Here is a 21435-nt window from a genome sequence, read left to right as displayed (position 1 = left end):
TTACCAGATCTATAGGTAAGATGTTTGAGTTTGGTTTGCCTGAGAATTTACATATTGAAGTTCCTCAAGGCAGCAATCCAGAGGAGCTTTTTTTACTGACGATAGGAACATTAGGTGATGTTGCTGCAAAACTTGCTCAAGCAGATGATTTAATTGATGTTTCAAGCAAAGAAATTGAGGAGCTAAGCTTTTCTGCTAGCTTCTTTGATGCTTTTCTAGAGTCAAAATTTGAACAAGAACTTAATAACGACACAATATTACTAGCTGCATCAGCATACTATCTTGCAGGCCGCCCTGGCAGTAGCCTTGTTATGGCAAGAAAGTTAGATGAATCAGTTCTTGAAGATTCTTTCGATAAATTACTTGCTTGGATATTGAAGTCCAATTGGACAGAAAACCTTCAAATCCAACACCCGCTTTGGGATCAAGCTCTTCAGTATATTATTAATTCAATTGGCAATCACTTTGCCTCTGGCACCAATCCTCAAGAGTCAATTTCACTTTTAAAGTCTTTAAGGACTGAAGTATATAAGTCTGGTACACCCAAGGAATTACTCTTTATCGACATCATCACCGCTGTAATGCGTATCAGATTTAATGCTTCAGCATGGGAAACGCTTCCAAGATTCACAGGGATTGATGCCTCTCAATGGGGCGCATCAATTAATAGAAATGGTTTTCCAAAAGAGTTATGGCCATCTCAAATGCTTTTAGGGGAAGCTGGGATTTTTTCTGGTAATTCCGGGGTGGTGCAAATGCCTACAAGCGCTGGAAAAACTCGATCTATAGAAATAGTAATTCGTAGCGCCTTTTTATCCAACCGAACGAATCTTGCGGTTATCGTTGCACCATTTAGAGCACTATGTCACGAAATTGGTACCACCTTAAGACGCGACTTCAAAGACGATAACATCAAAGTAAATGAGTTGACGGATGCAATTCAGTTGGACTTCCTGAACGACATTGCTGAATTATTAGGTGGATTTGAACCTGTATCGAAATACCTACTGGTCGTTACCCCTGAGAAGCTACTGTATGTTCTAAGGCAAACACCCTCTTTGTTAAATAGTATTGGCTTAGTAGTTTATGATGAAGGTCATCAATTTGACTCAGGAAGCAGAGGAATTACTTATGAGTTGCTATTAACAGAAATTAAATCTCTGCTACCAAATACTGCTCAAACAGTCCTTGTTTCGGCAGTAATTCAGAATGCTGCTGAAGTTGGAGAGTGGTTGATCGGTGAGGATGCAAAAGTCATAAATGGAGTGGGTCTTTTGCCAACTTCAAGATCTGTAGCTTTTGCAAGCTGGATAGAGCGATTAGGTCAGCTTATTTTCTTTGAGTCGAATGAATATACCCAAGCGGATTATTTTGTTCCAAGAGTAATTGAACAGACTAAGTTTGAAAGGCAACCTCGTCAGAAAAAAGATAGGTATTTCCCGGAAAAAAATGATCCTAATGACATCGCGTTATATTTGGGTCTAAAGTTAGTCCCTGAGGGGGCTGTAGCAATATTTTGTGGTCGTAAAGATACCGCAACAAGTTTCGCCAAACGTGTTGTTGAAATTTATGGTTTAGATCTGGGAATCGCACCACCTGCGGCTGTATCTAACCAAGAAGAACTCCGCAGACTGAATGTTTTGTTTACTGAGAATTACGGACAAAATTCTGTATTTACTCGCTCAGCCTTACTAGGTGTTTTTGTTCATCATGGCGCAACACCACAGGGTATAAGATTAAGTATCGAATATGCGATGCAAAAAGGATTGATAAGGTTTGTTGCCTGTACATCTACCCTCGCTCAAGGTGTAAATCTTCCTATTAGATATTTAATTGTTACAAGTATTTACCAAGGGCAAGAAAAAATCAAAGTTAGAGATTTTCAGAACTTAGTAGGCCGTGCCGGTCGTTCAGGAATGCACACAGAGGGGCTGATTATTTTTGCCGACTCAGATGTTTATGACACAAGACGTACTGATCGTTGGAAGTTTGACTCATCTGTGCAATTGTTGTTTCCAGATCGCTCTGAATTAACAACCAGCTCTATTTTAGATATTTTTCAACCAATTCTAAGCATGGATGAAAAGTCTTCATTAGATTTAGGTGCAGATTATCTGATGAGTATTCTTATGGGCGGGGAAAATTCATGGTCCAATTTTGCAGATGAGGTTATTAGGATAAATCAGCAAGTTAGGTTTGATAAAAAACAGATAATTGCCGATCTAGCTAGACGAAGAAAATACTTACATGCAATAGAAAGCCATTTAATGGCTAACCGCGGGACTGTTGATTTTGATGAGTTTAGATATGCTGCAGAAAGGTTGGCTACTCAAACATTAGCATTTCATTTGGCTTCTGTAGATGTTCGTAAAGACATCGTTATACTTTTCACACGTTTAGCAGATTATTTGAATGAGACAGAGCCGGATATAGTAAAACAGACTAAGTATGCGAAAACTTTACTAGGTATTAGTGAGGCAAAAAAAGTAGAGCACTGGGTCAATGAGAATCGAGAACGACTGTTAATCGCCAGCTCAAATCAAGAATTTTTAGATTTGGTATGGCATCTCTTTCCTACATTACTTGTTGATAAGTTTTTTCATGCAATAGAACCATCAACACTCGCCCATGACATAGCATTCAAATGGTTAAGTGGCCTAAGTTACGGAGAGATTTATGAGCATGTATGCTCAGTGGGCGGGAGTAAACCATATGGTGAGAATAGAAGAAGGCAGATTACTTTTGAGGATGTTATTGAGTTTTGTGACAATACGCTAGCCTTTCAATGTTCTCTTCTTTTGGGTGCTATTGCAGAGTTTTTGTTTTTTGATGAGCTTATTGTTGGAATGGATTCAGCATTTAAGATATTCCAAAAAGCTTTAAAGTATGGTCTCCCAGATTCCCTATCAATCTCAATTTATGAAAAAGGGTTTAGTGATCGGTGCGTTGCAATTCGAGTTCGTGACGAATTAGTTGGAAGAGGTTATGGCGATTCATATTGGGGAGATTCGGCTGATTTATATTACTTTGATTTAGAGGTGATTCTTGATAACTACCCTAGTTACTTTCAGACAGTTCTAAGATCAATATAAATCAGGGGGCCAGTTTTATAAATAATTTTGAGGAAACTGAAATTTTGTAGGAAACTCCGATCGTACTTTTGAAAATTCAGAGTGAATAATGCTACTAGCAACACCTATAACGGCAAAGTGCCTAAGATTCTCAAAGCTGACTGTGGCGAACTACCAATAGAGAGTGCTATAGACACATCAATAATTTTTGTCAACAAACAAAAACGACCTAGAGATTTCTCCCTAAGTCGTTCTTAAATGGTGGCCCCTCTGTGAGTCGAACACAGCACCAACGGATTCTGGTTTGTGACGGTTTCCCGCCTCCCTGGACTATGCCTTCACCATAACAACCATTACGATTGCATTAGGTGGGTGCCGTCTAGTCTCTACACTTTCAACAAACATTTCTATTTGAAGCTTAGCTCGGCATTGCCTTGTGCATTTTACTGCCGTCAGGTTTCACCGAATTTGACACCATCCCATATACAGTTTCCACGTATATGGCACATTTACATATGAGTCCGCTGCTCTAACCAAGCATGAGCTAAGGGGCCGTAACTTTTTATCGTGAACGATTTTAACATCAACACACTCCGAAACTACCGAATTAAAGTGGTCTCGGTATTACTAAATTCTTTTACTGCTATATGTACTTAAGCACATGAAAATTATCAACTAAGTCCCTAGGAGCTTTGTTGGAGCGTTGGATTATGAGTCCGCTGCTCTAACCAAGCATGAGCTAGGGGGCCTAAACTTTTGAAGTCGTTATTTTAAACTAATCTTGTCCAGTTTCTAAGAAGCTTCTTAATCTTTCTGAACGAGTTGGATGGCGCAATTTACGTAGCGCCTTCGCTTCAATTTGTCTAATACGCTCACGCGTTACATCAAATTGCTTACCTACTTCTTCCAAGGTATGGTCTGTGTTCATTTCAATACCAAAACGCATACGTAATACTTTAGCTTCACGTGGTGTTAGTGACTCCAACACTTCACTTGTCGCATCGCGCAAGCTTGCGTATACCGCCGCATCCACAGGTGCTAAGGTCGTGCTGTCTTCAATAAAGTCACCCAAGTGCGAATCTTCATCATCACCGATTGGTGTTTCCATCGAAATTGGCTCTTTGCTGATTTTCAAGATTTTACGAATCTTGTCTTCAGGCATTTCCATTTTCTCAGCTAGCAATGCTGGGTCTGGCTCAATACCAGTTTCTTGCAGAATTTGGCGGCTGATACGATTCATTTTATTAATCGTTTCAATCATATGCACCGGAATACGAATCGTACGCGCTTGGTCAGCGATAGAACGTGTAATCGCCTGACGAATCCACCATGTTGCATAGGTTGAGAATTTGAAACCGCGGCGGTATTCAAACTTATCTACCGCTTTCATCAAACCGATATTACCTTCTTGAATCAAGTCCAAGAACTGCAAGCCTCGGTTGGTGTATTTTTTAGCAATAGAAATCACCAAACGCAAGTTAGCTTCAATCATTTCACGCTTAGCACGACGCGCACGCGCCTCGCCTGTTGTCATTTGCTTGTTGATTTCTTTCAGCTCTTTCGCTGAAATACCTACTTTGGTTTCTAAATCAATAATGCGTTGTTGCTGGTCTAAAATTGAGTGATTGAAACGCGCCAATTTTTCATTGTATGGCTTGTCTGATTTAAGCTCTTCTTCCAACCAAGCTAAATTACTTTCATTGCCTGGAAATGATTTAATGAAGTACGGGCGTGGCATGCCTGCTTTTTCTACGCAGAAGTCCAGCACTTTACGCTCATGGCCACGTACAGTTTCAACTAAGCCGCGCACTTGGTCACATAGTGTTTCTACTTGTTTTGGTGAGAAACGGAATGCCGTTAACTCAACAAGAATTTCTGACAGCAAAGCTAGGTACTCAGGGTCTTGCGAGCCTTTAACCGGCAAGATTACTGTCATTTTCTGGTGTGCTGCACGCACTACTTGGAAGCGTTTAAGCAGCTCTTCTTTAAGCTTAGCTAACGCTTCAGCAGAGATAGCTGCAGCTTTTGCACCGTCTTCGTCGCCTTCGTCTTCATCTTCGTCAACTTCCGGCTCTTCATCGTCTTGCGTATCTTCTGTCATTGCGTCATCTAGACCAATATCAGAATCAATCAAGCCGTCTACCAAGTCATCTACACTCAGTTCATCACGTTCAACTTTGTCTACCATTTCCAACAAAGCAGCAATCGTGGTTGGGCAAGCGGCAATCGCCTGCACCATGTGTTTCAGGCCATCTTCAATACGGCGTGCAATCTCAATTTCGCTTTCGCGTGTGAGCAAGTCAACCGTACCCATTTCACGCATATACATACGCACAGGGTCGGTAGTACGGCCAAACTCAGAGTCTACTGTGGCAAGTGCTTGTTCAGCCTCCTCCACAGCATCATCATCAGTCACCGCTGGAGGTGCATCAGACATTAACAACGCTTCAGCATCAGGCGTTTCTTCGTACACCTGAATACCCATGTCGTTAATCATGCCGATGATGCCATCAATCTGCTCAGAGCCTTGAACATCATCTGGCAAGTGATCGTTAATCTCTGCATAGGTCAGGTAGCCGCGCTCCTTACCTAATATGATTAAGCTTTTTAGACGAATGCGGCGCTCTTCAGCGCTGACTTCTTGCAACTGTTCTGGACGAACGTAGTCTTCTGCATTTTTTTCAGCTTGTTGATCACTTTTCTTTGGTCTTGCCATGTCTTACCTCTAAAATTTTAGCTCAGCCATGATGCCTACATCACATATGGTGAATAAGATTACCGTAACCGTGCATTATAACAGAATATAGCCTTATTTTGGCTGGGGTTTATTGCCTACAGATTTCAATAATGCGATTTCATCAGCAGTTAATGCGCTCAAAGGTTTTTCGCTAATTCGCGCCAATAATGACGCACCTTGTCGCTGTGTATGCACTGCCTGCAACTGCTGTCGCGCACCTGCAACCTCTTGCGCTTGGTCTAGCGTATCATCCAGCAGCGTTAACTCACGCTGCAACTCTTGCAGGACACTAGCATCAATTTTTTTCTCCAACTCGCGTAACAGTACCGCAGGTTTAGAATGGGGATGCGTCAGGCAGATTTCAATCACCTGACGCAATAATGCATCGGCATCATCTCGTTCATCCAATAAGCTTAAATCATCTTGTTGCGCCAGCGTTGGGTGCATCAATAGCATCAAACCAAAGCGTTTTTGCAGCGACATCGTGGTTCGCGTCAACTTTGGCTTAGCTTTCACCGGCACCTTATTCAAATTAGGCAGCTTTAACAACGCGTGCATCTCATCTTCTGACAACTGCGCAAGCTCAGCTACTTTTTTACGCAAATACATCGCACTACGAGGCGCACTAATCTGCTGCATAATAGGCTCAGCTTCATTCAGAAAGCGCACCCTATCTTCCTGACTTTGCAGAGAATTATCCTCGCTCAAATGCTGCAATATGTATTGAGACAACGGCATTGCCGATTTAATTTCAGCTTCAAATTTTTCTTTACCAAACTCACGTACATAAGAATCTGGGTCGTGCTCTTTAGGCAAAAACAGAAATGACAACTTCAAACCGTCCGTCAATGCAGGCAATGCGTTCATTGCAGCACGCCAAGCCGCGGTGCGCCCAGCGTTATCACCATCAAAACAAAATACAATTTCATCCGCTTGGCGCATCAGTTTCGTAATATGGTAAGGCGTTGTTGCGGTACCAAGCGCAGCCACTGCATACTCAATGCCGTATTGTGCTAGCGCCACCACATCCATATAACCTTCCACTACCAAGGCCCGCCCTGCATCACGGATTGCCCTGCGTGCCAAAAACAGGCCATACAACTCATGCCCTTTTTGAAACAACGGCGTTTCTGGTGAGTTGTAATATTTAGGCGTATCTTCCGGATTGATTACTCGACCACCAAAACCAATCACCTGACCTTTTTGGTCATGAATTGGAAACATGATGCGATCGCGAAAGCGGTCATAGCGCTTACCCTGATCATTTTCCACCACCAAGCCAGCTACATTTAGCGCCTCGTTCTCATAATGCGGAAAAACAGTCTGTAAATTTTGCCAGCCAGCCGGCGCATAGCCTACCTGAAACTTAGCGGCGACTTGACCGCTCAAGCCACGCGCCTTCAAATATTCAATAGCGCGCGGGGATTTTTTCAGCTCAGCTTTATAAAAATTGGCGGCTTGCTGCAGCGCCTCCTGCAAGCCGACAACCACCTTAGGCGCGGGTTTATCGTTATCACGTACCTCTTGCGGCACCGTCATACCGGCCATCTTGGCTAGATCATGTATTGCATCAACAAAGCTAAGGCCTTGATACTCCATAATAAAACCGATAGAGGTACCATGCGCGCCACAGCCAAAGCAATGATAAAACTGCTTGGTAGGACTTACAGTAAAGCTGGGGGATTTTTCATTATGAAATGGGCAGCAGGCAGAATAATTAGCACCGGCTTTTTTAAGCGGTACGCTTTTATCTATCACGTCGACAATATCAACGCGATTGAGCAACTCTTGAATAAAACTCTCAGGTATCAAAGTGTCTGCTTTAGCTAAAAATAACTACGTGAATAGAATTTGCTAGCAATTCTAGCGAATTTAAAACAAAAAAGGAGCATATCGCTCCTTGAATGTCTACTTGCACTTATCGCTACAGGTTAACCTAGACGAGTTTTAATCAATCCGGAGATTTTACCCATATCAGCACGACCAGCGACTAATGGCTTAATTTCTGCCATTACCTTGCCCATGTCTTTAATACCAGCGGCGCCTGTATCAACAACAACTTTTTCCAAGATGGCTTTAATCTCATCTTCAGTCAGTTGTTGTGGTAAATAGGTTTGTAGCACGGTAACTTCAAACTTTTCTACATCAGCTAAATCATGACGATTCGCTGACTCATACGCAGCAATAGAATCGCGACGCTGTTTGAGCATTTTTTCGATGACAGCAATCACATTGCTATCATCCAACTCAATACGCTCATCTACTTCACGCTGTTTAATAGCCGCTTGTAACAAACGTATTGCACCCAAACGCACGCTATCTTTAGCGCGCATCGCGGTTTTCATGTCCTCAGATATCTGAGCTTTTAACGACATGCTAATAACTCTACTTAGAGGCTATTAGTACAATTTTGCTGGTAATGTTTGCTTCATCAAGCGACGATATTGACGCTTAACAGCAGCAGCAGCTTTACGTTTACGTTCCCATGTTGGCTTCTCGTAAAATTCGCGAGCGCGAAGATCATTCAACAAACCAGTTTTTTCAATTAGGCGCTTAAAGCGACGTAGAGCAACGTCAAACGGCTCATTTTCTTTTACGCGTACACTAGACATTTATTCTCTCTTATCTGCAACAATTTAATTAGGTGATGCTCAAGTCCGCCAAACAAAGGCTCATAAACTTGAGAAAAGTCCACCATTTTAATCGTATAATTACTTTTATTCAATTACTTTTATAGCTTTGTATTATAAAAATGCACTTTATGACAAAAATGGACCCAAATAAATGTTAGTTTTAGGCGTTGAATCATCGTGTGACGAAACCGGTATCGCCTTATACGACACGGACCATGGCCTATTATCCCATACGCTGCACTCACAAGTAGAGATGCATGCAGAATATGGCGGCGTAGTGCCGGAACTTGCATCACGCGACCATATCCGCCGCGTACTGCCACTGACTGAGCTTGCATTGAAAGATGCTAACAAAACATTACAAGACATCGACGCCATTGCCTACACGCAAGGCCCAGGCCTCTCTGGCGCACTACTTGTAGGCACCAGCTTTGCCGAGTCATTAGCATTTAGCCTGCAAATCCCCACTATCAACGTCCATCACCTTGAAGGTCACTTATTAGCGCCTTTATTAGAAGACAACCCACCTGCGTTTCCATTTGTTGCCCTATTAGTTTCTGGTGGTCATAGTCAGCTTATGCGCGTTGATGGCATAGGCCAATATGAATTATTAGGCGACACGCTAGACGATGCCGCTGGCGAGGCATTTGATAAAACCGCTAAATTACTAGGGTTAGGTTATCCGGGCGGCCCTGCACTATCCAACTTAGCTAAAACAGGCAAGCCACGCTTTAAATTACCACGCCCACTACTCAATAGTAGCGATCTGAACTTTAGCTTCAGCGGACTAAAAACCTCGGTATTAACATTGGTGAATCAGCATCAGCCACTAGATAATGAAACTAAAGCCGATATCGCTTATGAGTTTCAAGAGGCCGTGACTGAGGTGCTCACCATCAAGTGCATGAGTGCACTACGTGAGACGGGGCTAGACAATCTGATTGTATCTGGCGGAGTGGGCGCAAATGCAAAACTGCGCGAAAAACTCAACGCCGCCACCAAACGGAAGCTATGCAAAGTTAGCTACCCACGTTTAGAATTTTGTACAGACAATGGTGCCATGATTGCGTTTGCAGGCGCGATGCGCCTGAAAGCTATGCAAAGAAATCCGAATTACAGCTTTAGCGTAAAACCGCGCTGGAACTTAAGCGAACTACAAGCACCATAACCATCATACCTTATCTACAAGGCATGATGCGGCGCGCTTATTTCTTTTTACCGAAGCCTGACTCCGTGCCAGCCAATAGCTTTTTGATATTGCTTCTATGGCGCCATATCAGGAAGACGGACATTACCAATACCATCTGCACATAATCTGAAACACCAATTGCATTATCTGCATTAGCCAGCAAGAACCATGCATACACCGGCGCCAACGTAGCAGCTACCAATGCTGCAAGTGATGAATAACGCGACACGGCAAACACCGCAATCCAAGTTAACACAGCTGCCAAAGCCAGCATAGGATCAATCGCCAGCATTACACCTAAGGCAGTTGCCACTCCTTTACCACCTTTAAAACCGTAGTAGATTGGGTATAAATGACCAAAAAACACCGCCAAACCTACCGCGCTCACTACCCACATGGTCATGCCAGACTGTAAAGCCAGCCATACCGGGAACCAGCCCTTAAACACATCGCCCAGCAAGGTAAGAATCGCAGCGGACTTTTTACCACTACGCGCCACATTGGTTGCACCAATATTGCCACTGCCCACGGTGCGCGGGTCAGGCAAGCCAAACAACTTACTCACCAAAATACCAAAAGCAATAGACCCCAGCAGGTAAGCCGCAACTATCCATACAGCAGGAACCAAGGTAACCGGAATAAAACCTAACTCATTCATTTAAACACTCTCTCTAATTGTCATCCCATATAGACGGGAATCCATTTCTTATTAGCGCAACACCACAATAAATTGTGGTTTAATATTCAAGATATTACTGGATTACCGCCTTGGCGGGAACGACGACATACAAATAAGGCATTATGGACACCATTTTTTTAAGCGAAGTTAAAGTACAAACTAAACTCGGCGTGCCCGATTGGGAGCGTATGACCGCGCAGACGATTATCCTAGACATAGAAATCGGCTACGACCTCAGTCAAGCTTGCCAAAGCGACGATGTAAACGACACTATCGACTACGGCGCAGTGGTTAGCCGTGTACGTGAAACCCTACAAGAAAACAGCTTTCAGCTAGTAGAAAAACTAGCAGAACATCTATGCCAATTGATACTGAAAGAATTTAACGCATTGAGCGTGAAGATTAAAGTAGCTAAGCCTACGATATTGCCAGGATTGAAGGCTTTGGGTGTGATAATCGAGAGGCGAAAATAATTACCCCCTTCTGACGCGCCGAGTAACGCTATACCCGTGAGAAATTCTGTTAATCAGCTGTTGGAGCTCCGCGACAAACCATGCTTTATGTGGCTTGTTAGGGCGAGTTTTGATTGACAGTCATAGGGATGAGCAACGTAGTAAATCAGCGGCACGGGACGCTGTTTTCTTTGGTTACTTTTGGCGCCAAGATCGCTGTGTAACAGCGGGCACTTGGCGGACACACCCAATTACTGATGCTTTTCAGGCAGTTAATGAAAGTAACTAGCTATCGGGCTACCCCCGACACAGTTCAACAATCACCTTAGCCACAAAGCCACTAGATTGCGACTTTCGTCGGAGTGACCACTAACCTCGCGGATGATGAGCCGCATGCAACTTCTTCAAGCGCTCACGTGCTACATAGGTATAGATTTGCGTCGTTGAAATATCTGAATGCCCGAGCAACATCTGCACCACCCTTAAATCCGCCCCATGGTTGAGCAAATGTGTGGCAAAGGCATGACGCAACACATGTGGGGAGATATGTTTAGTGATGCCAGCCAGCAATGCATAACGCTTAATCATGTACCAAAATGTTTGGCGTGTCATAGCATCACCACGGTTTGTCACAAACACAGCATCACACAGGCGATTTTGCAAAATATGCGGCCGTGCAGTTTTTAAATAGCGCGAAATCCACTCTACGGCATTTTCACCCATCGGCACTAAACGTGTTTTACTGCCCTTACCCGTGACACGAACTACGCTGTCACTCATGCTAATTTCGCTAATTTTAATTGACACCAATTCCGAGACACGCAAACCGCTGGCATATAACAACTCAAGCATCGCTTTATCACGCAAGCCCAATGCGTCATCAACATCCGGCGCGTTAAGCAATGCCTCTACCTCCTCCTCATTCAAACTCTTAGGCAAGCTACGTGGTAACTTGGGGGATTCAATCTGCAATGTAGGATCTATTGCGACTTGGTTCTCACGCAAACTATAGCGATAGAATCGCCTAAGGGTGGCGATTAGGCGACCAATACTACGTGGTTTACTAAGTGGAAACTTAACAGCCAAATATTGCTGCACATCGGCTTTATCAATGGTGAGTAGACTTTTATTCTGCGTCGACGCCCAAATGGCGAATGCGGTTAAATCTAATCGATAACTATCCAATGTATTTTTAGATAAGCCATCCTCCAACCAAATGGCATCGATAAACGCATCAATACTTGCCACATCTTCGGGCGCAAGTGCACGCTCACTCATGCAAGCGTCCTTCTGGGTTAGCTGATTCATGCTGCAACAGCCATTGCTTAATGAGCAAACCATTGTGCGTGCCCTGCATAAAGCCGCCTAAGCCACTTTTAGCCACCACTCGATGGCATGGAATCAGCAATGGCAAACGATTGGCACCACAGGCATTGGCAACCGCACGCGGGCCTGAGCCAATATGCTGTGCAAGCTCACTATAGGTGCGGGTTTGCCCACGCGGGATGGCGGCGATTGCCTGCCACACCTTTTGCTGGAAGGCTGTGCCATTTTGCTGCATAGGCAACTCAAACGCTGAGCTGGCTTGCTGCAAATATTGCATAACCTGCTGAGATGCAAGGCGCACTAATGAGTGGGTGGACGGAGTTTCTAGCGCCACTTCCCCACGCGACGGTAACGCTTGCACATCTGCTGGCAACGCCAACAGTTCTATCATTAACTGTTCATCATGAATAGTAATGCGCACAGCACCAAAAGGCGCCTTGATGTAGGCATCATCATGTACGATTGGGAGGTTAATATTCATCTTGTCATAGTAAACCAAAGCAAGATTAAACTAAAGCAAGCTAGCGTAAGCCACACCAAAGCCTACTAGCTAGGCAAGAAAACTGCCTGGTGACCGTACATAACAAAAAACCCCAATGATTTTCATCTATTGGGGCTTTGCTGTGTTTTACAACACTAAGACTGAGTCTTACGCTTTTTCTACTGGCGCTAAAACGTCTCTGTCACGTGCTACTAATTTCTCTTTAATACGTGCAGATTTACCTGAACGCTCACGGAGGTAATACAGTTTCGCACGACGTACATCACCGCGGCGTTTCAATTCGATTGAAGCGATCAATGGTGAGTAAGTTTGGAATGTACGCTCAACGCCTTCACCTGAAGAGATTTTACGTACGATGAATGATGAGTTCAAACCACGGTTACGTTTAGCGATAACAACGCCTTCGTATGACTGCACACGTTTACGTGTACCTTCAACTACGTTCACGCCAACTACTACTGTGTCGCCTGGTGCAAAGTCAGGGATTGTTTTGTTTAGGCGGGCAATTTCTTCCTGCTCTAACATTTTAATAATATCTGCCATCTTCTTTATCTCTTCCGGTTGCCCGTCGGAGTTCCTTTTAATTGTGAAGAAACTTGTTCCTGCTACTAATCTTCTTGTAGCAGCCGTGTTTCCTCTTTCGTCAACGGCCTTGCGGCCAATAAATCGGGACGTTGATCCCGGGTTCTGTGCAATGACATTTTCAAACGCCATTGCTTAATCTTGGCATGATTACCAGACATTAACACTGCCGGTACTTTCACACCCTTATATTCTTCTGGTCTTGTGTAGTGCGGGCAATCTAACAGGCCATCTACGAATGAGTCTTCAATCGCAGAATCACTATCACCTAACGCACCTGGCAGCTGGCGGATAATCGCATCCATCAACGCCATCGCAGGCAACTCACCACCACTTAACACATAATCACCAATTGATATTTCTTCATCGACTTCAGCGTCGATTAAACGCTGATCGACACCTTCATATCGACTGGCAAGCAATACCAAGCCTTGCTTCTTGCTTAACTCCATGACCTTTTGATGGGTCAGCGGCTTACCGGCTGGAGATAAATGCACCACCCAGCTATCAGCTTGCTCTATGGTTTGCGCTGCCTTAGCTGCGCCAATCGCTTGCTCAAGCGGCTGTACCAGCATCACCATGCCAGGACCACCACCATACGGCCTATCATCTACGGTTTTATGATTATCACTGGTGAAATCACGCGGATTCCAAAAGCCAACTTCATAAATACCCTGCTGCATTGCCCTGCTTGTAATACCATGCTTAGTGATGGCATCAAACATTTCAGGAAACAGGGTCACTATGTCAAATTTAAACGCCATGATTCAATTTATATGGTTTGATTTTGACCAAAACTAAAAATCTTCGTCCCAATCAACCAGCATTGTCTTAGCTTCTAAATCTACCGCTAATACTACGTCTGCAACAAAAGGCAACAGGCGCTCTTGCGGTTTGTCTTTCCCTGCATCTGCCGGCGCTACATCAGACTTAACTAGATTATCCGGTTTAACCACTAGCACATCATTTGCGCCCGTTTCAAACACTTCCGTAATTAAGCCGAAATCAACACCCTGACTATTGGTAACTCGCAAACCGACTAAGTCTGACCAGTAATATTCATTCTCGTCAGGCTCTGGCAACTCGCTTCTAGGCACAGCAATTTGTTTACCTTTACAAGCAAATGCCGCATCACGGTCATCGATCCCCTCTAATTTCACAACAATCACATCGTTATGAATTTTAGCGGTTTCTACCACCATTTCGCGCCAGTCGTCGCCTTTACCTAGCCACCAAGTGTCGTAATCAAACAGACCATCAATCACTTCGGTATCAGGCAGCACTTTGAGCCAACCATAAACGCCGTAGGGCGCAACAATGCGCCCCATTACCACCATGTTATTCACAGCCATTTTAATTGCTTAGGTAAATTACCTAAGCTTTTTAAATTAAGCGTCAGCAGCTGGTGTTTCAGCAGCGGCAGCCTCGGCAGCTTTAGCAGCAGCCTCTGCGGCTTGAGCGTCAGCTTCTGCCTTAGCAGCGTCAGCAGCTGCTTTTAATTTTGCAGCTTCTTCAGCAGCAGCTTTAGCTTTAGCAGCTTCAACTTTAGCAGCATCTTTTGCTTTAGCAGCGATAGCAGCTTCTGGGCCTTTTGCGTGGAATTTAACTAAACGTGCAACTGTCTCTGACAATTGCGCGCCGTTATTTTGCCAGTGAGTAACACGAGCTAAATCAATACGTAAACCTTCAGCATTTGCGCTAGCTGATGGGTTGTAAAAACCAACACGCTCAATAAAGCGACCATCACGACGATTGCGTGAATCAGCTACAACCACGTTGTAGAAAGGAGTTTTTTTCGCGCCACCACGAGCTAAACGAATAATAACCATAATCTTTGTTCTCTTTTGAAAAATTTAAAGCAGAAAGGCGCGGATTTTACGTTATTTATGCACCACTTGGCAAGCTATTTATCGATATTTCTTATCGACCAATCATTTATATAAAAAATTATATAAAAATCGCTTAGCTGCCAGATTTATAAATGCATTTTATAACGGGTAGGGTCCGCTAACCCTGCGGCTAAGAAGCCATCGCGCCGCAAGCGGCACGAATCACACAAACCACAGGCTTCACCTTCACTATCAGCCTGATAGCATGAAACCGTCATGGCATAATCTACACCTAACTCAGTGCCTAGCGTGACGATTTGCGCTTTGGTCATATCGATCAATGGCGCATGAATCGTAATGGTTTTACCCTCTACTGCACTTTTAGTGGCTAGGTTGGCCATATCCTGAAAAGCTTTTACATACTCGCCACGGCAATCAGGGTAGCCAGAGTAGTCCAAGGCATTAACACCAATAAATATATCTTGCGCCTGCAACACTTCTGCCCAGGCTAGCGCTAGCGACAACATAATCGTATTACGGGCCGGCACATAAGTAATGGGGATACCCTCGGTTGCACTTTCCGGCACAGCGATAGCATCATCAGTGAGAGCAGATCCACCGAACAGAGATAGATCCAGCTGTGCAGTTTTATGTGCTGCAGCACCCATCACTTTCGCTACGTTTTTAGCAGCGTGCAACTCAGCAATATGGCGCTGATGGTAATCCAAACTCAGACAATAACATTCAAAGCCCTGACTACGTGCGTAGGCAAGTACCGTGGCGGAGTCTAACCCGCCGGAGAGCAATACAACTGCATTCTTCGTCATTTCCCAGGCACCTCGCCCCATAAAATCTTATGTAGCTGCAACTGCATGCGCACAGGCAATTTATCCGCTAACACCCAATCCGCCAAATCTGACGGGGCTAGCTGGCTATAGACAGGTGAGAACAGTACAGCACATTTTGCCGTGAGCTGCTCTTTGACCAACAACTCTCTTGCCCACTCATAGTCTGCGCGGCTACACAGCACAAACTTTACTTCATCGGCCTTTTTAAGATGGGCTAAGTTACCCCATACATTGTTCTTTAACTCACCGGAATCCGGTGTTTTAATATCCAAAATGACAGATACACGGGCATCAACCGGGCTAATATCAATTGCACCACCAGTCTCTAGAGAAACGCTATAACCCAGATCACACAAAGCTTTGAGCAACACATGGCAATCCTTTTGCGCAAGTGGCTCGCCGCCAGTCACAGTTACGTATGGTGTACCGAACTCCGCAACTTTAGTGAGGATGTCATCAATCTCCATATTACTACCGCCGCTAAATGCATAAGCAGTATCGCAATATACGCAGCGCATTGGGCAACCTGTCAGGCGCACAAATACCGTAGGCAGCCCTACACGTGATGACTCACCTTGCAGCGAATAAAAAATTTCATGGATTTTAAGTTTCATCTGAATACTTTGCACACCAACAATGAAAAACGCAAAAAAATAGCGCCAATAATTAATGGGCGCTATTTTAACTTAAAAGCTTTATTTACCTAAATATAGGCAAATAAACAACTTTCTGAATTACTTATCTAATCGCCTCTAGTGCTTTTAGGCGTTTCTGCGCAGCTGGCGTCAGCTCACTGTTTGGAAATTTGGCGATTAAATCACGCAATGTTTTTTTAGCGCCCGGCACCAAGCCCAGTTGAATCTGGCTATTGGCCATATTAAACATTGCATCAGGCACTTTAGGACTATCCGCATAAGTATCAATCAGCTTTTGCTGTGTAGCAATTGACGATTTATAGTTCTTTAATGCAAATTGTGAGTAGCCCAAGCCGTACATGGCTTCAGGTGCTAAGCTACTGCTAGGATAGTCTTTAAGGAATTTATCGTAAGTGTTAAAAGCGTCTTTATGTTTAGACTCTTTTGACAGGCCGTTGGCTAACTCCAACAGCTGGTATTCTTGTGTATTTTTCTCAGCCACCGCTGGCACAGCGGCCGCAGCTTCAGCAACTGGAGCAGACTCTAACTTACGCAAACGCTCATCGATATCTGTATATAAATCTTTTTGGCGTTGAAGTGCGGTTTCAACTTTATGATTAGCGACTTCTAGCTCGCCTTTCAATCTTGCATTCTCTTGCTTCAATGCATCGATTTGCGACTGCATATCAGCCAAACCATTTCTTGTGACAGCATCTCGCTGCTCATTTGATTGCTTTAAATCACGGATTGCAGATTGCGTAGCCTGATTCTGAGTTTGCAAGTTCTTCTCAACTTCCAGTATTTTCTTTCGTGCCTCATCGTCATCGAACAATGCCGAGTGGCCGCTAATAGAAAATAATTGGGTTGCTAAAAACACGCTAGACAGAATCAGGTTTTTCATCATTTTTTAAACGTAATACCTAAAAAATTAATCGTTTTCGTAAACTACATCTACGCGACGGTTTTGTTGGTTGCAAGCTTCATCTGCACAATTTGCTGTTGCTTTTTCTTCACCCAAGCTTACTGTTTCGATTTGTTTATCTTGCACACCTAACAAGTTTAATGATTTTTTAACTGCTACTGCACGGCGTTGACCCAATGAAACGTTGTACTCACGTGTACCGCGCTCATCCGTATTACCTTGCAATACTACTTTAGCGTTGCTGTTAGCTAGCAAGTATTTAGCGTGCGCTTCCACTAGTGGACGGAACTCCGCTTTTACTGCGTCGCTATCAAAGTCAAAGTAGATGTTTCTTTTTGACAAGATGTTGTTTGGATCTTTCAATGGGTTGTTGCCATTGTTAGCATTGCTATCAATCACTACTTCTTTAACGCCAGAAGTGTCTGCTGAACCGTTTGCAGATGATTGTGTTGACGCACCTGCTGGGCTTTTATCTTGCACGCCAGCTGGTTTGTCTGTCATTGGTGTGCTTTTACAAGCAGACAACAATGCTGCTAATACTAATGCACCCAATACTTTTTTATTAAACATTCCCTTATTCATTACACTCTCCTTTAGTAAAAACAAATCTATCTATTACATACTACTAATTCAGTAACGGGCCCCAGGCAGGCTCGCGGATATCTCCGCCAGACTCACTCAGGCGCTGCTTCACGCGACCATCCGCAGACACGGCAGCAAGCGCACCACGACCAGCTGACCTAGTGGCATAAAGCACCACACGACCATTAGGCGCAAAGCTAGGTGACTCATCCTGATTACCTTCGCTTAGAATCTGCACTTGCCCAGTTGCTAAATTTTGCAATGCAACGCGATACCTTCCACCGTCATTGCGAATCATCGCCAACGACTTACCATCCGGTGAAAAACGCGGGCTTAAATTGTAAGGGCCGTCAAACGTAACGCGCTGTGCGTCACCACCGATAGACGACACTTTGTAAATTTGCGGACTACCGCCGCGATCTGAACTGAAATAAACCCATTTAGCATCCGGCGACCAAACAGGCTCAGTATCAATGGCATTGCTTTTGGTCAACTGCCTTAAGCCGCTGCCATCAGCGTTAATTAAATATAACTGTGAGTTTGCAGCATGTGTTAACACGATAGCAAGTTTGCTGCCATCTGGCGACCATGCCGGTGCACTATTATTACCTTTGAAGCTAGCCAAAGTAATGCGCTGCCCAGTCATTAGTGACTGCACGAATATAATAGGCTTTTTCTTCTCAAATGAAACGTAAGCGATTTTGCTGCCATCTGGCGACCATGCCGGAGAAATTATCGGCTCATTAGACGATACCACGGTTTGCGGATTAACGCCGTCAGCATCTGCCACTTGTAAGGCATAACGCCCTTTAGATTTATTAATGTAAGCAATGCGGCTGGCAAATATCGCTGACTCGCCGGTTAGCTTCTGGTAAATCACGTCTGCAATCTTATGCGCTGTCATGCGCAATTGGCTAGGCGTAATGTTGTAATCCATATCGGCCAACTGCGTTTGCTTGAGAACATCGCCCAACTGGAAACTTACTTTAAGGCGATTGCCAGGCAGTGCTTCAATTTTACCGACGGCAATCGCTTGCGCCTGCAGGCTAGTCCAATCACTGTATTTTACTTGCGATATAGCGCTAGGCTTACTCGCCACGCCAGCAGTCTCCAACACGCGAAACATGCCGCTACGGCGCAAGTCGGCACTGATGATATTGGCGATATTTTCTTGGTTTTTAACTGCATCTTGGTTAAAAGGCACAATGGCGATAGGTAATTGCTGCGCATTACCGCCGCTGATTTCAATTTCTAAGGCGGCATGACTTACTGAAGTCATCATTGCAGATACGGCGACTGTGCAAACAAACAATACAGTCTGAAATAAACTAGGCATTTTTTTCATATAGCGTATGGTCAGTAAGGTGTTAAAAAGTTCATGAAATTTTACTGTAATCTGCAATAGATGCCAGCGCATTTACACTTGCTTACATTTCACCCTTACCGCATTTAGTCTTTGTTCGGGTGGAAAGTCAGCTTTAGTGTTCTAAATTGTGGGAATAAAGCTTTATCATCAGGCAGCGGCAAAGGTTCTGCGGCACGAATCGCCCGTTCCACTGCGTCATCACAACCAGATATACCGCTAGACTTAGTTAGCTTAGGCGCCGGCCCCAAATCACCTGTAGGTAACAAGGCGATTTCAAACTTCACTTCTGGGTTGCCATCACCGCATAGGGATTTATTCATTTTGTTACGGATTGCCGCCTGAATCTTGGCTTTAAACTCATCCACTACGCCTGTTTTAGCAGCATTGACTTTAGGTTCTGCAGAGGTGCCGGAGTCACTCAGGCTTTCTTGCTGTAGCTTTTTCAATGCATCATTGACCGGCGGTTTTTTAGGCTTTTCTACAGGCTCTTGCAATAACTGCTTCTGCAACTCGGCTAGCTGATCAGTTTTTTTGACCGGTTTAACTGGCTCTTTTGGCGGCTCTTTAATCGGCTCTTTCTTAACCGGCTTTTTAGGCGCCTCATGTTTAATCACGATTTCTGGCTCAGGTTTAGGTTCTGGCTTGGGTTCAATCACCGGTTCAGGTTTTGGCTCTGGCTTCGGTTCAGGCTTGGGCGTTTCTTTCACCACAGGCACTGGCGGCGTCACTTCAGGCTTAAGCACATTCGCGGCAGGCAGGCTATCCCACAACTCAACCTCGGCAATACTGACAGGGTGAGTGGTTTTCCAGTTAAATGAAACCAACAAGGCAGCCAGCAATATGGCATGCACAGTGATAGAAAGCACACCGGCTTTAAATGAGTCTGGATTTTCGCGCTGACGTAACATAATGTAATTAAGTGCTAACCGCACACCTTAGGCAGGTTTTAGCAGCAAACCAACTTTATTGACATGGTTGGTTTTAAGTAGATCCATAATGCCAATCACATCTTCGTATTTAACGTTTTTATCCGCGGCAATCACAACAGAGCGCTCAGGTGATTTTGTAAGTGTGGCCTGCACCGCTACCAATAGCTCATCACGCTGCATGGCTTTGCTATCAAGCTCTATGCTGCCATTCTTTTTCACCGTTACCACCACTGGCGGCAACTTAGGTTGACTGAGGGCTTGCCCAGCACCCGGCAACTCAACAATGCCGGGGTTGGTCATAGGTGCGGTGACCATAAAAATAACCAGCAAAACCAAGGTCACGTCGATATACGGCACGACGTTGATTTGATTCATCATCCGGCGTTTACGTGTTCTGCTCATCACGCAACTCCTGTTGAAATCAGTTTAAAAGTAAGCATAAAGCGCACCGCCACTTAAGATTTGCGCTGCAAAATATTAGTAAACTCTTCCATAAAGCTTTCGTAGCGCACGGAGAGCCTATCCACAGAACTGGCAAAGCGGTTATAGGCAATCACCGCTGGAATCGCCGCAAACAGGCCAATCGCCGTTGCTACTAATGCCTCAGCAATACCTGGCGCCACTTGGGTTAGGGTTGCTTGCCCAACACTGGATAAGCCTCTAAACGCATTCATAATGCCCCAGACGGTACCAAACAAACCGATATACGGACTAACAGAACCCACAGATGCAAGGAAAGGTAAGTGTGCATCCAACTCATCCATCTCACGGTTGTAAGCGGCGCGCATGGCACGGCGTGCGCCTTCCATCACGTCAGATACATCCATACGCGTCTGCTGCTTGTGGCGTGCATACTCTTTGAAACCTGCTTCAAAAATACTGGCCATGCCTTGTGGTTTGCGGCGATGGGCCGTAATGCTATCGTACAGCTTATTGAGGTCACCACCGCTCCAGAACGTATCTTCAAAATCTTCCGCGTCACGCTCGGCGCGCTTAACAGTCGCCACTTTGATAAAAATATACCACCAGGAAAATAAAGAAGTGATGATCAAAATCAGCATCACCAGCTGTACTGGCAAACTTGCGCCTGCTACCAGGCTGAAAAAAGACATATCACTACTAGCGTTCATAACTTCTCCACTTTTTATCTACC

At 44.5% G+C, this 21435-nt stretch carries 22 protein-coding genes; 3 read left to right on the top strand and 19 right to left on the bottom strand.

The genetic code is table 11. The features are described from left to right. Positions 1 to 20 precede the first annotated feature (20 nt). Positions 21 to 3092: a DEAD/DEAH box helicase gene (locus tag VGD82_RS01470; protein ID WP_331018687.1), complete on the top strand. Its 3072-nt coding sequence runs from the start codon at positions 21 to 23 to the stop codon at positions 3090 to 3092. Positions 3093 to 3846: 754 nt separating this feature from the next. Here the strand turns inward: VGD82_RS01470 and rpoD are convergent. From rpoD to rpsU, 4 genes are all read right to left on the bottom strand, one after another. Next, positions 3847 to 5787 carry an RNA polymerase sigma factor RpoD gene (gene rpoD, locus VGD82_RS01465; RefSeq protein ID WP_331018686.1) on the bottom strand — a complete coding sequence of 647 codons (1941 nt, stop codon included), beginning with the start codon at positions 5785 to 5787 and terminating at the stop codon, positions 3847 to 3849. Between the two features lie 93 nt (positions 5788 to 5880). Next, positions 5881 to 7620, bottom strand: coding sequence for a DNA primase (gene dnaG, locus VGD82_RS01460; RefSeq protein WP_331018685.1), 1740 nt, complete (start codon positions 7618 to 7620; stop codon positions 5881 to 5883). Between the two features lie 119 nt (positions 7621 to 7739). Next, the gene (locus tag VGD82_RS01455; RefSeq protein ID WP_331018684.1) at positions 7740 to 8183 is read right to left on the bottom strand and encodes a GatB/YqeY domain-containing protein; all 444 of its coding nucleotides are present in this window, start codon (positions 8181 to 8183) and stop codon (positions 7740 to 7742) included. A gap of 24 nt (positions 8184 to 8207) precedes the next feature. Then, positions 8208 to 8420, bottom strand: coding sequence for a 30S ribosomal protein S21 (gene rpsU / locus VGD82_RS01450; protein ID WP_015833002.1), 213 nt, complete (start codon positions 8418 to 8420; stop codon positions 8208 to 8210). Positions 8421 to 8592: 172 nt separating this feature from the next. Here rpsU and tsaD point away from each other — a divergent pair, with 172 nt between their 5' ends. Next, positions 8593 to 9609 (top strand): tRNA (adenosine(37)-N6)-threonylcarbamoyltransferase complex transferase subunit TsaD, encoded by a 1017-nt coding sequence (gene tsaD, locus VGD82_RS01445; RefSeq protein WP_331018683.1) that lies wholly within the window; start codon positions 8593 to 8595, stop codon positions 9607 to 9609. Between the two features lie 37 nt (positions 9610 to 9646). On the opposite strand, the gene plsY is transcribed toward tsaD, so the two are convergent. Beyond that, on the bottom strand, positions 9647 to 10288 hold the full coding sequence (plsY, locus tag VGD82_RS01440) for a glycerol-3-phosphate 1-O-acyltransferase PlsY (RefSeq protein ID WP_331018682.1): 642 nt from the start codon (positions 10286 to 10288) through the stop codon (positions 9647 to 9649). Between the two features lie 143 nt (positions 10289 to 10431). Between plsY and folB the strand changes: the two genes are divergently transcribed. Then, positions 10432 to 10782, top strand: a complete 351-nt coding sequence (gene folB / locus VGD82_RS01435; protein WP_331018681.1) for a dihydroneopterin aldolase — start codon at positions 10432 to 10434, stop codon at positions 10780 to 10782. 348 nt (positions 10783 to 11130) lie between these two features. On the opposite strand, the gene xerD is transcribed toward folB, so the two are convergent. From xerD to tolQ, 14 genes are all read right to left on the bottom strand, one after another. Beyond that, positions 11131 to 12039, bottom strand: a complete 909-nt coding sequence (gene xerD / locus VGD82_RS01430) for a site-specific tyrosine recombinase XerD (RefSeq protein ID WP_331018680.1) — start codon at positions 12037 to 12039, stop codon at positions 11131 to 11133. After that, positions 12032 to 12568 (bottom strand): methylated-DNA--[protein]-cysteine S-methyltransferase, encoded by a 537-nt coding sequence (locus VGD82_RS01425; protein ID WP_331018679.1) that lies wholly within the window; start codon positions 12566 to 12568, stop codon positions 12032 to 12034. Before VGD82_RS01425 ends, xerD begins: the two co-directional genes overlap by 8 nt. Before the next feature lie 168 nt (positions 12569 to 12736). Then, positions 12737 to 13132, bottom strand: a complete 396-nt coding sequence (gene rplS / locus VGD82_RS01420) for a 50S ribosomal protein L19 (RefSeq protein WP_135278707.1) — start codon at positions 13130 to 13132, stop codon at positions 12737 to 12739. Positions 13133 to 13197: 65 nt separating this feature from the next. After that, positions 13198 to 13935: a tRNA (guanosine(37)-N1)-methyltransferase TrmD gene (trmD, locus tag VGD82_RS01415; RefSeq protein ID WP_331018678.1), complete on the bottom strand. Its 738-nt coding sequence runs from the start codon at positions 13933 to 13935 to the stop codon at positions 13198 to 13200. A 33-nt stretch (positions 13936 to 13968) separates the two neighbouring features. After that, entirely contained in the window at positions 13969 to 14523 is a 555-nt protein-coding gene (gene rimM / locus VGD82_RS01410; protein WP_331018677.1) for a ribosome maturation factor RimM, read from the bottom strand. Between the two features lie 36 nt (positions 14524 to 14559). Further along, complete coding sequence (gene rpsP / locus VGD82_RS01405) at positions 14560 to 15000, bottom strand: 30S ribosomal protein S16 (RefSeq protein WP_331018676.1); 441 nt, start codon at positions 14998 to 15000, stop codon at positions 14560 to 14562. Between the two features lie 146 nt (positions 15001 to 15146). Then, complete coding sequence (gene queC / locus VGD82_RS01400) at positions 15147 to 15827, bottom strand: 7-cyano-7-deazaguanine synthase QueC (RefSeq protein WP_331018675.1); 681 nt, start codon at positions 15825 to 15827, stop codon at positions 15147 to 15149. Beyond that, a complete protein-coding gene (gene queE / locus VGD82_RS01395) occupies positions 15824 to 16462 on the bottom strand; it encodes a 7-carboxy-7-deazaguanine synthase QueE (RefSeq protein WP_331018674.1) in 639 nt (212 codons plus the stop codon). Before queE ends, queC begins: the two co-directional genes overlap by 4 nt. A gap of 124 nt (positions 16463 to 16586) precedes the next feature. Continuing rightward, positions 16587 to 17387, bottom strand: a complete 801-nt coding sequence (locus tag VGD82_RS01390) for a YbgF trimerization domain-containing protein (protein ID WP_331018673.1) — start codon at positions 17385 to 17387, stop codon at positions 16587 to 16589. Positions 17388 to 17411: 24 nt separating this feature from the next. Beyond that, positions 17412 to 17987, bottom strand: a complete 576-nt coding sequence (pal, locus tag VGD82_RS01385; RefSeq protein WP_135278714.1) for a peptidoglycan-associated lipoprotein Pal — start codon at positions 17985 to 17987, stop codon at positions 17412 to 17414. 43 nt (positions 17988 to 18030) lie between these two features. After that, positions 18031 to 19332, bottom strand: a complete 1302-nt coding sequence (gene tolB / locus VGD82_RS01380) for a Tol-Pal system beta propeller repeat protein TolB (RefSeq protein ID WP_331018758.1) — start codon at positions 19330 to 19332, stop codon at positions 18031 to 18033. Positions 19333 to 19436: 104 nt separating this feature from the next. After that, positions 19437 to 20261: an energy transducer TonB gene (locus VGD82_RS01375; RefSeq protein ID WP_331018672.1), complete on the bottom strand. Its 825-nt coding sequence runs from the start codon at positions 20259 to 20261 to the stop codon at positions 19437 to 19439. Between the two features lie 27 nt (positions 20262 to 20288). Next, positions 20289 to 20684: an ExbD/TolR family protein gene (locus tag VGD82_RS01370; RefSeq protein WP_135278716.1), complete on the bottom strand. Its 396-nt coding sequence runs from the start codon at positions 20682 to 20684 to the stop codon at positions 20289 to 20291. 53 nt (positions 20685 to 20737) lie between these two features. Next, a complete protein-coding gene (tolQ, locus tag VGD82_RS01365; RefSeq protein ID WP_015833019.1) occupies positions 20738 to 21412 on the bottom strand; it encodes a protein TolQ in 675 nt (224 codons plus the stop codon). Positions 21413 to 21435: the final 23 nt, after the last annotated feature.

The sequence above is a fragment of the Methylotenera sp. genome, from assembly GCF_036401095.1.
Lineage (GTDB): Bacteria > Pseudomonadota > Gammaproteobacteria > Burkholderiales > Methylophilaceae > Methylotenera.
This window is presented reverse-complemented; position numbering and strand designations above follow the sequence as displayed.

Coding starts and splice junctions, on each gene's coding strand:
- VGD82_RS01470 (WP_331018687.1), top strand. CDS start 21: ATGTTTGAGTTTGGTTTGCCTGAGAATTTACATATTGAAGTTCCTCAA.
- rpoD (WP_331018686.1), bottom strand. CDS start 5,787: ATGGCAAGACCAAAGAAAAGTGATCAACAAGCTGAAAAAAATGCAGAA.
- VGD82_RS01455 (WP_331018684.1), bottom strand. CDS start 8,183: ATGTCGTTAAAAGCTCAGATATCTGAGGACATGAAAACCGCGATGCGC.
- rpsU (WP_015833002.1), bottom strand. CDS start 8,420: ATGTCTAGTGTACGCGTAAAAGAAAATGAGCCGTTTGACGTTGCTCTA.
- tsaD (WP_331018683.1), top strand. CDS start 8,593: ATGTTAGTTTTAGGCGTTGAATCATCGTGTGACGAAACCGGTATCGCC.
- plsY (WP_331018682.1), bottom strand. CDS start 10,288: ATGAATGAGTTAGGTTTTATTCCGGTTACCTTGGTTCCTGCTGTATGG.
- folB (WP_331018681.1), top strand. CDS start 10,432: ATGGACACCATTTTTTTAAGCGAAGTTAAAGTACAAACTAAACTCGGC.
- xerD (WP_331018680.1), bottom strand. CDS start 12,039: ATGAGTGAGCGTGCACTTGCGCCCGAAGATGTGGCAAGTATTGATGCG.
- VGD82_RS01425 (WP_331018679.1), bottom strand. CDS start 12,568: ATGAATATTAACCTCCCAATCGTACATGATGATGCCTACATCAAGGCG.
- rplS (WP_135278707.1), bottom strand. CDS start 13,132: ATGGCAGATATTATTAAAATGTTAGAGCAGGAAGAAATTGCCCGCCTA.
- trmD (WP_331018678.1), bottom strand. CDS start 13,935: ATGGCGTTTAAATTTGACATAGTGACCCTGTTTCCTGAAATGTTTGAT.
- rimM (WP_331018677.1), bottom strand. CDS start 14,523: ATGGCTGTGAATAACATGGTGGTAATGGGGCGCATTGTTGCGCCCTAC.
- rpsP (WP_331018676.1), bottom strand. CDS start 15,000: ATGGTTATTATTCGTTTAGCTCGTGGTGGCGCGAAAAAAACTCCTTTC.
- queC (WP_331018675.1), bottom strand. CDS start 15,827: ATGACGAAGAATGCAGTTGTATTGCTCTCCGGCGGGTTAGACTCCGCC.
- queE (WP_331018674.1), bottom strand. CDS start 16,462: ATGAAACTTAAAATCCATGAAATTTTTTATTCGCTGCAAGGTGAGTCA.
- VGD82_RS01390 (WP_331018673.1), bottom strand. CDS start 17,387: ATGATGAAAAACCTGATTCTGTCTAGCGTGTTTTTAGCAACCCAATTA.
- pal (WP_135278714.1), bottom strand. CDS start 17,987: ATGAATAAGGGAATGTTTAATAAAAAAGTATTGGGTGCATTAGTATTA.
- tolB (WP_331018758.1), bottom strand. CDS start 19,332: ATGAAAAAAATGCCTAGTTTATTTCAGACTGTATTGTTTGTTTGCACA.
- VGD82_RS01375 (WP_331018672.1), bottom strand. CDS start 20,261: ATGTTACGTCAGCGCGAAAATCCAGACTCATTTAAAGCCGGTGTGCTT.
- VGD82_RS01370 (WP_135278716.1), bottom strand. CDS start 20,684: ATGAGCAGAACACGTAAACGCCGGATGATGAATCAAATCAACGTCGTG.
- tolQ (WP_015833019.1), bottom strand. CDS start 21,412: ATGAACGCTAGTAGTGATATGTCTTTTTTCAGCCTGGTAGCAGGCGCA.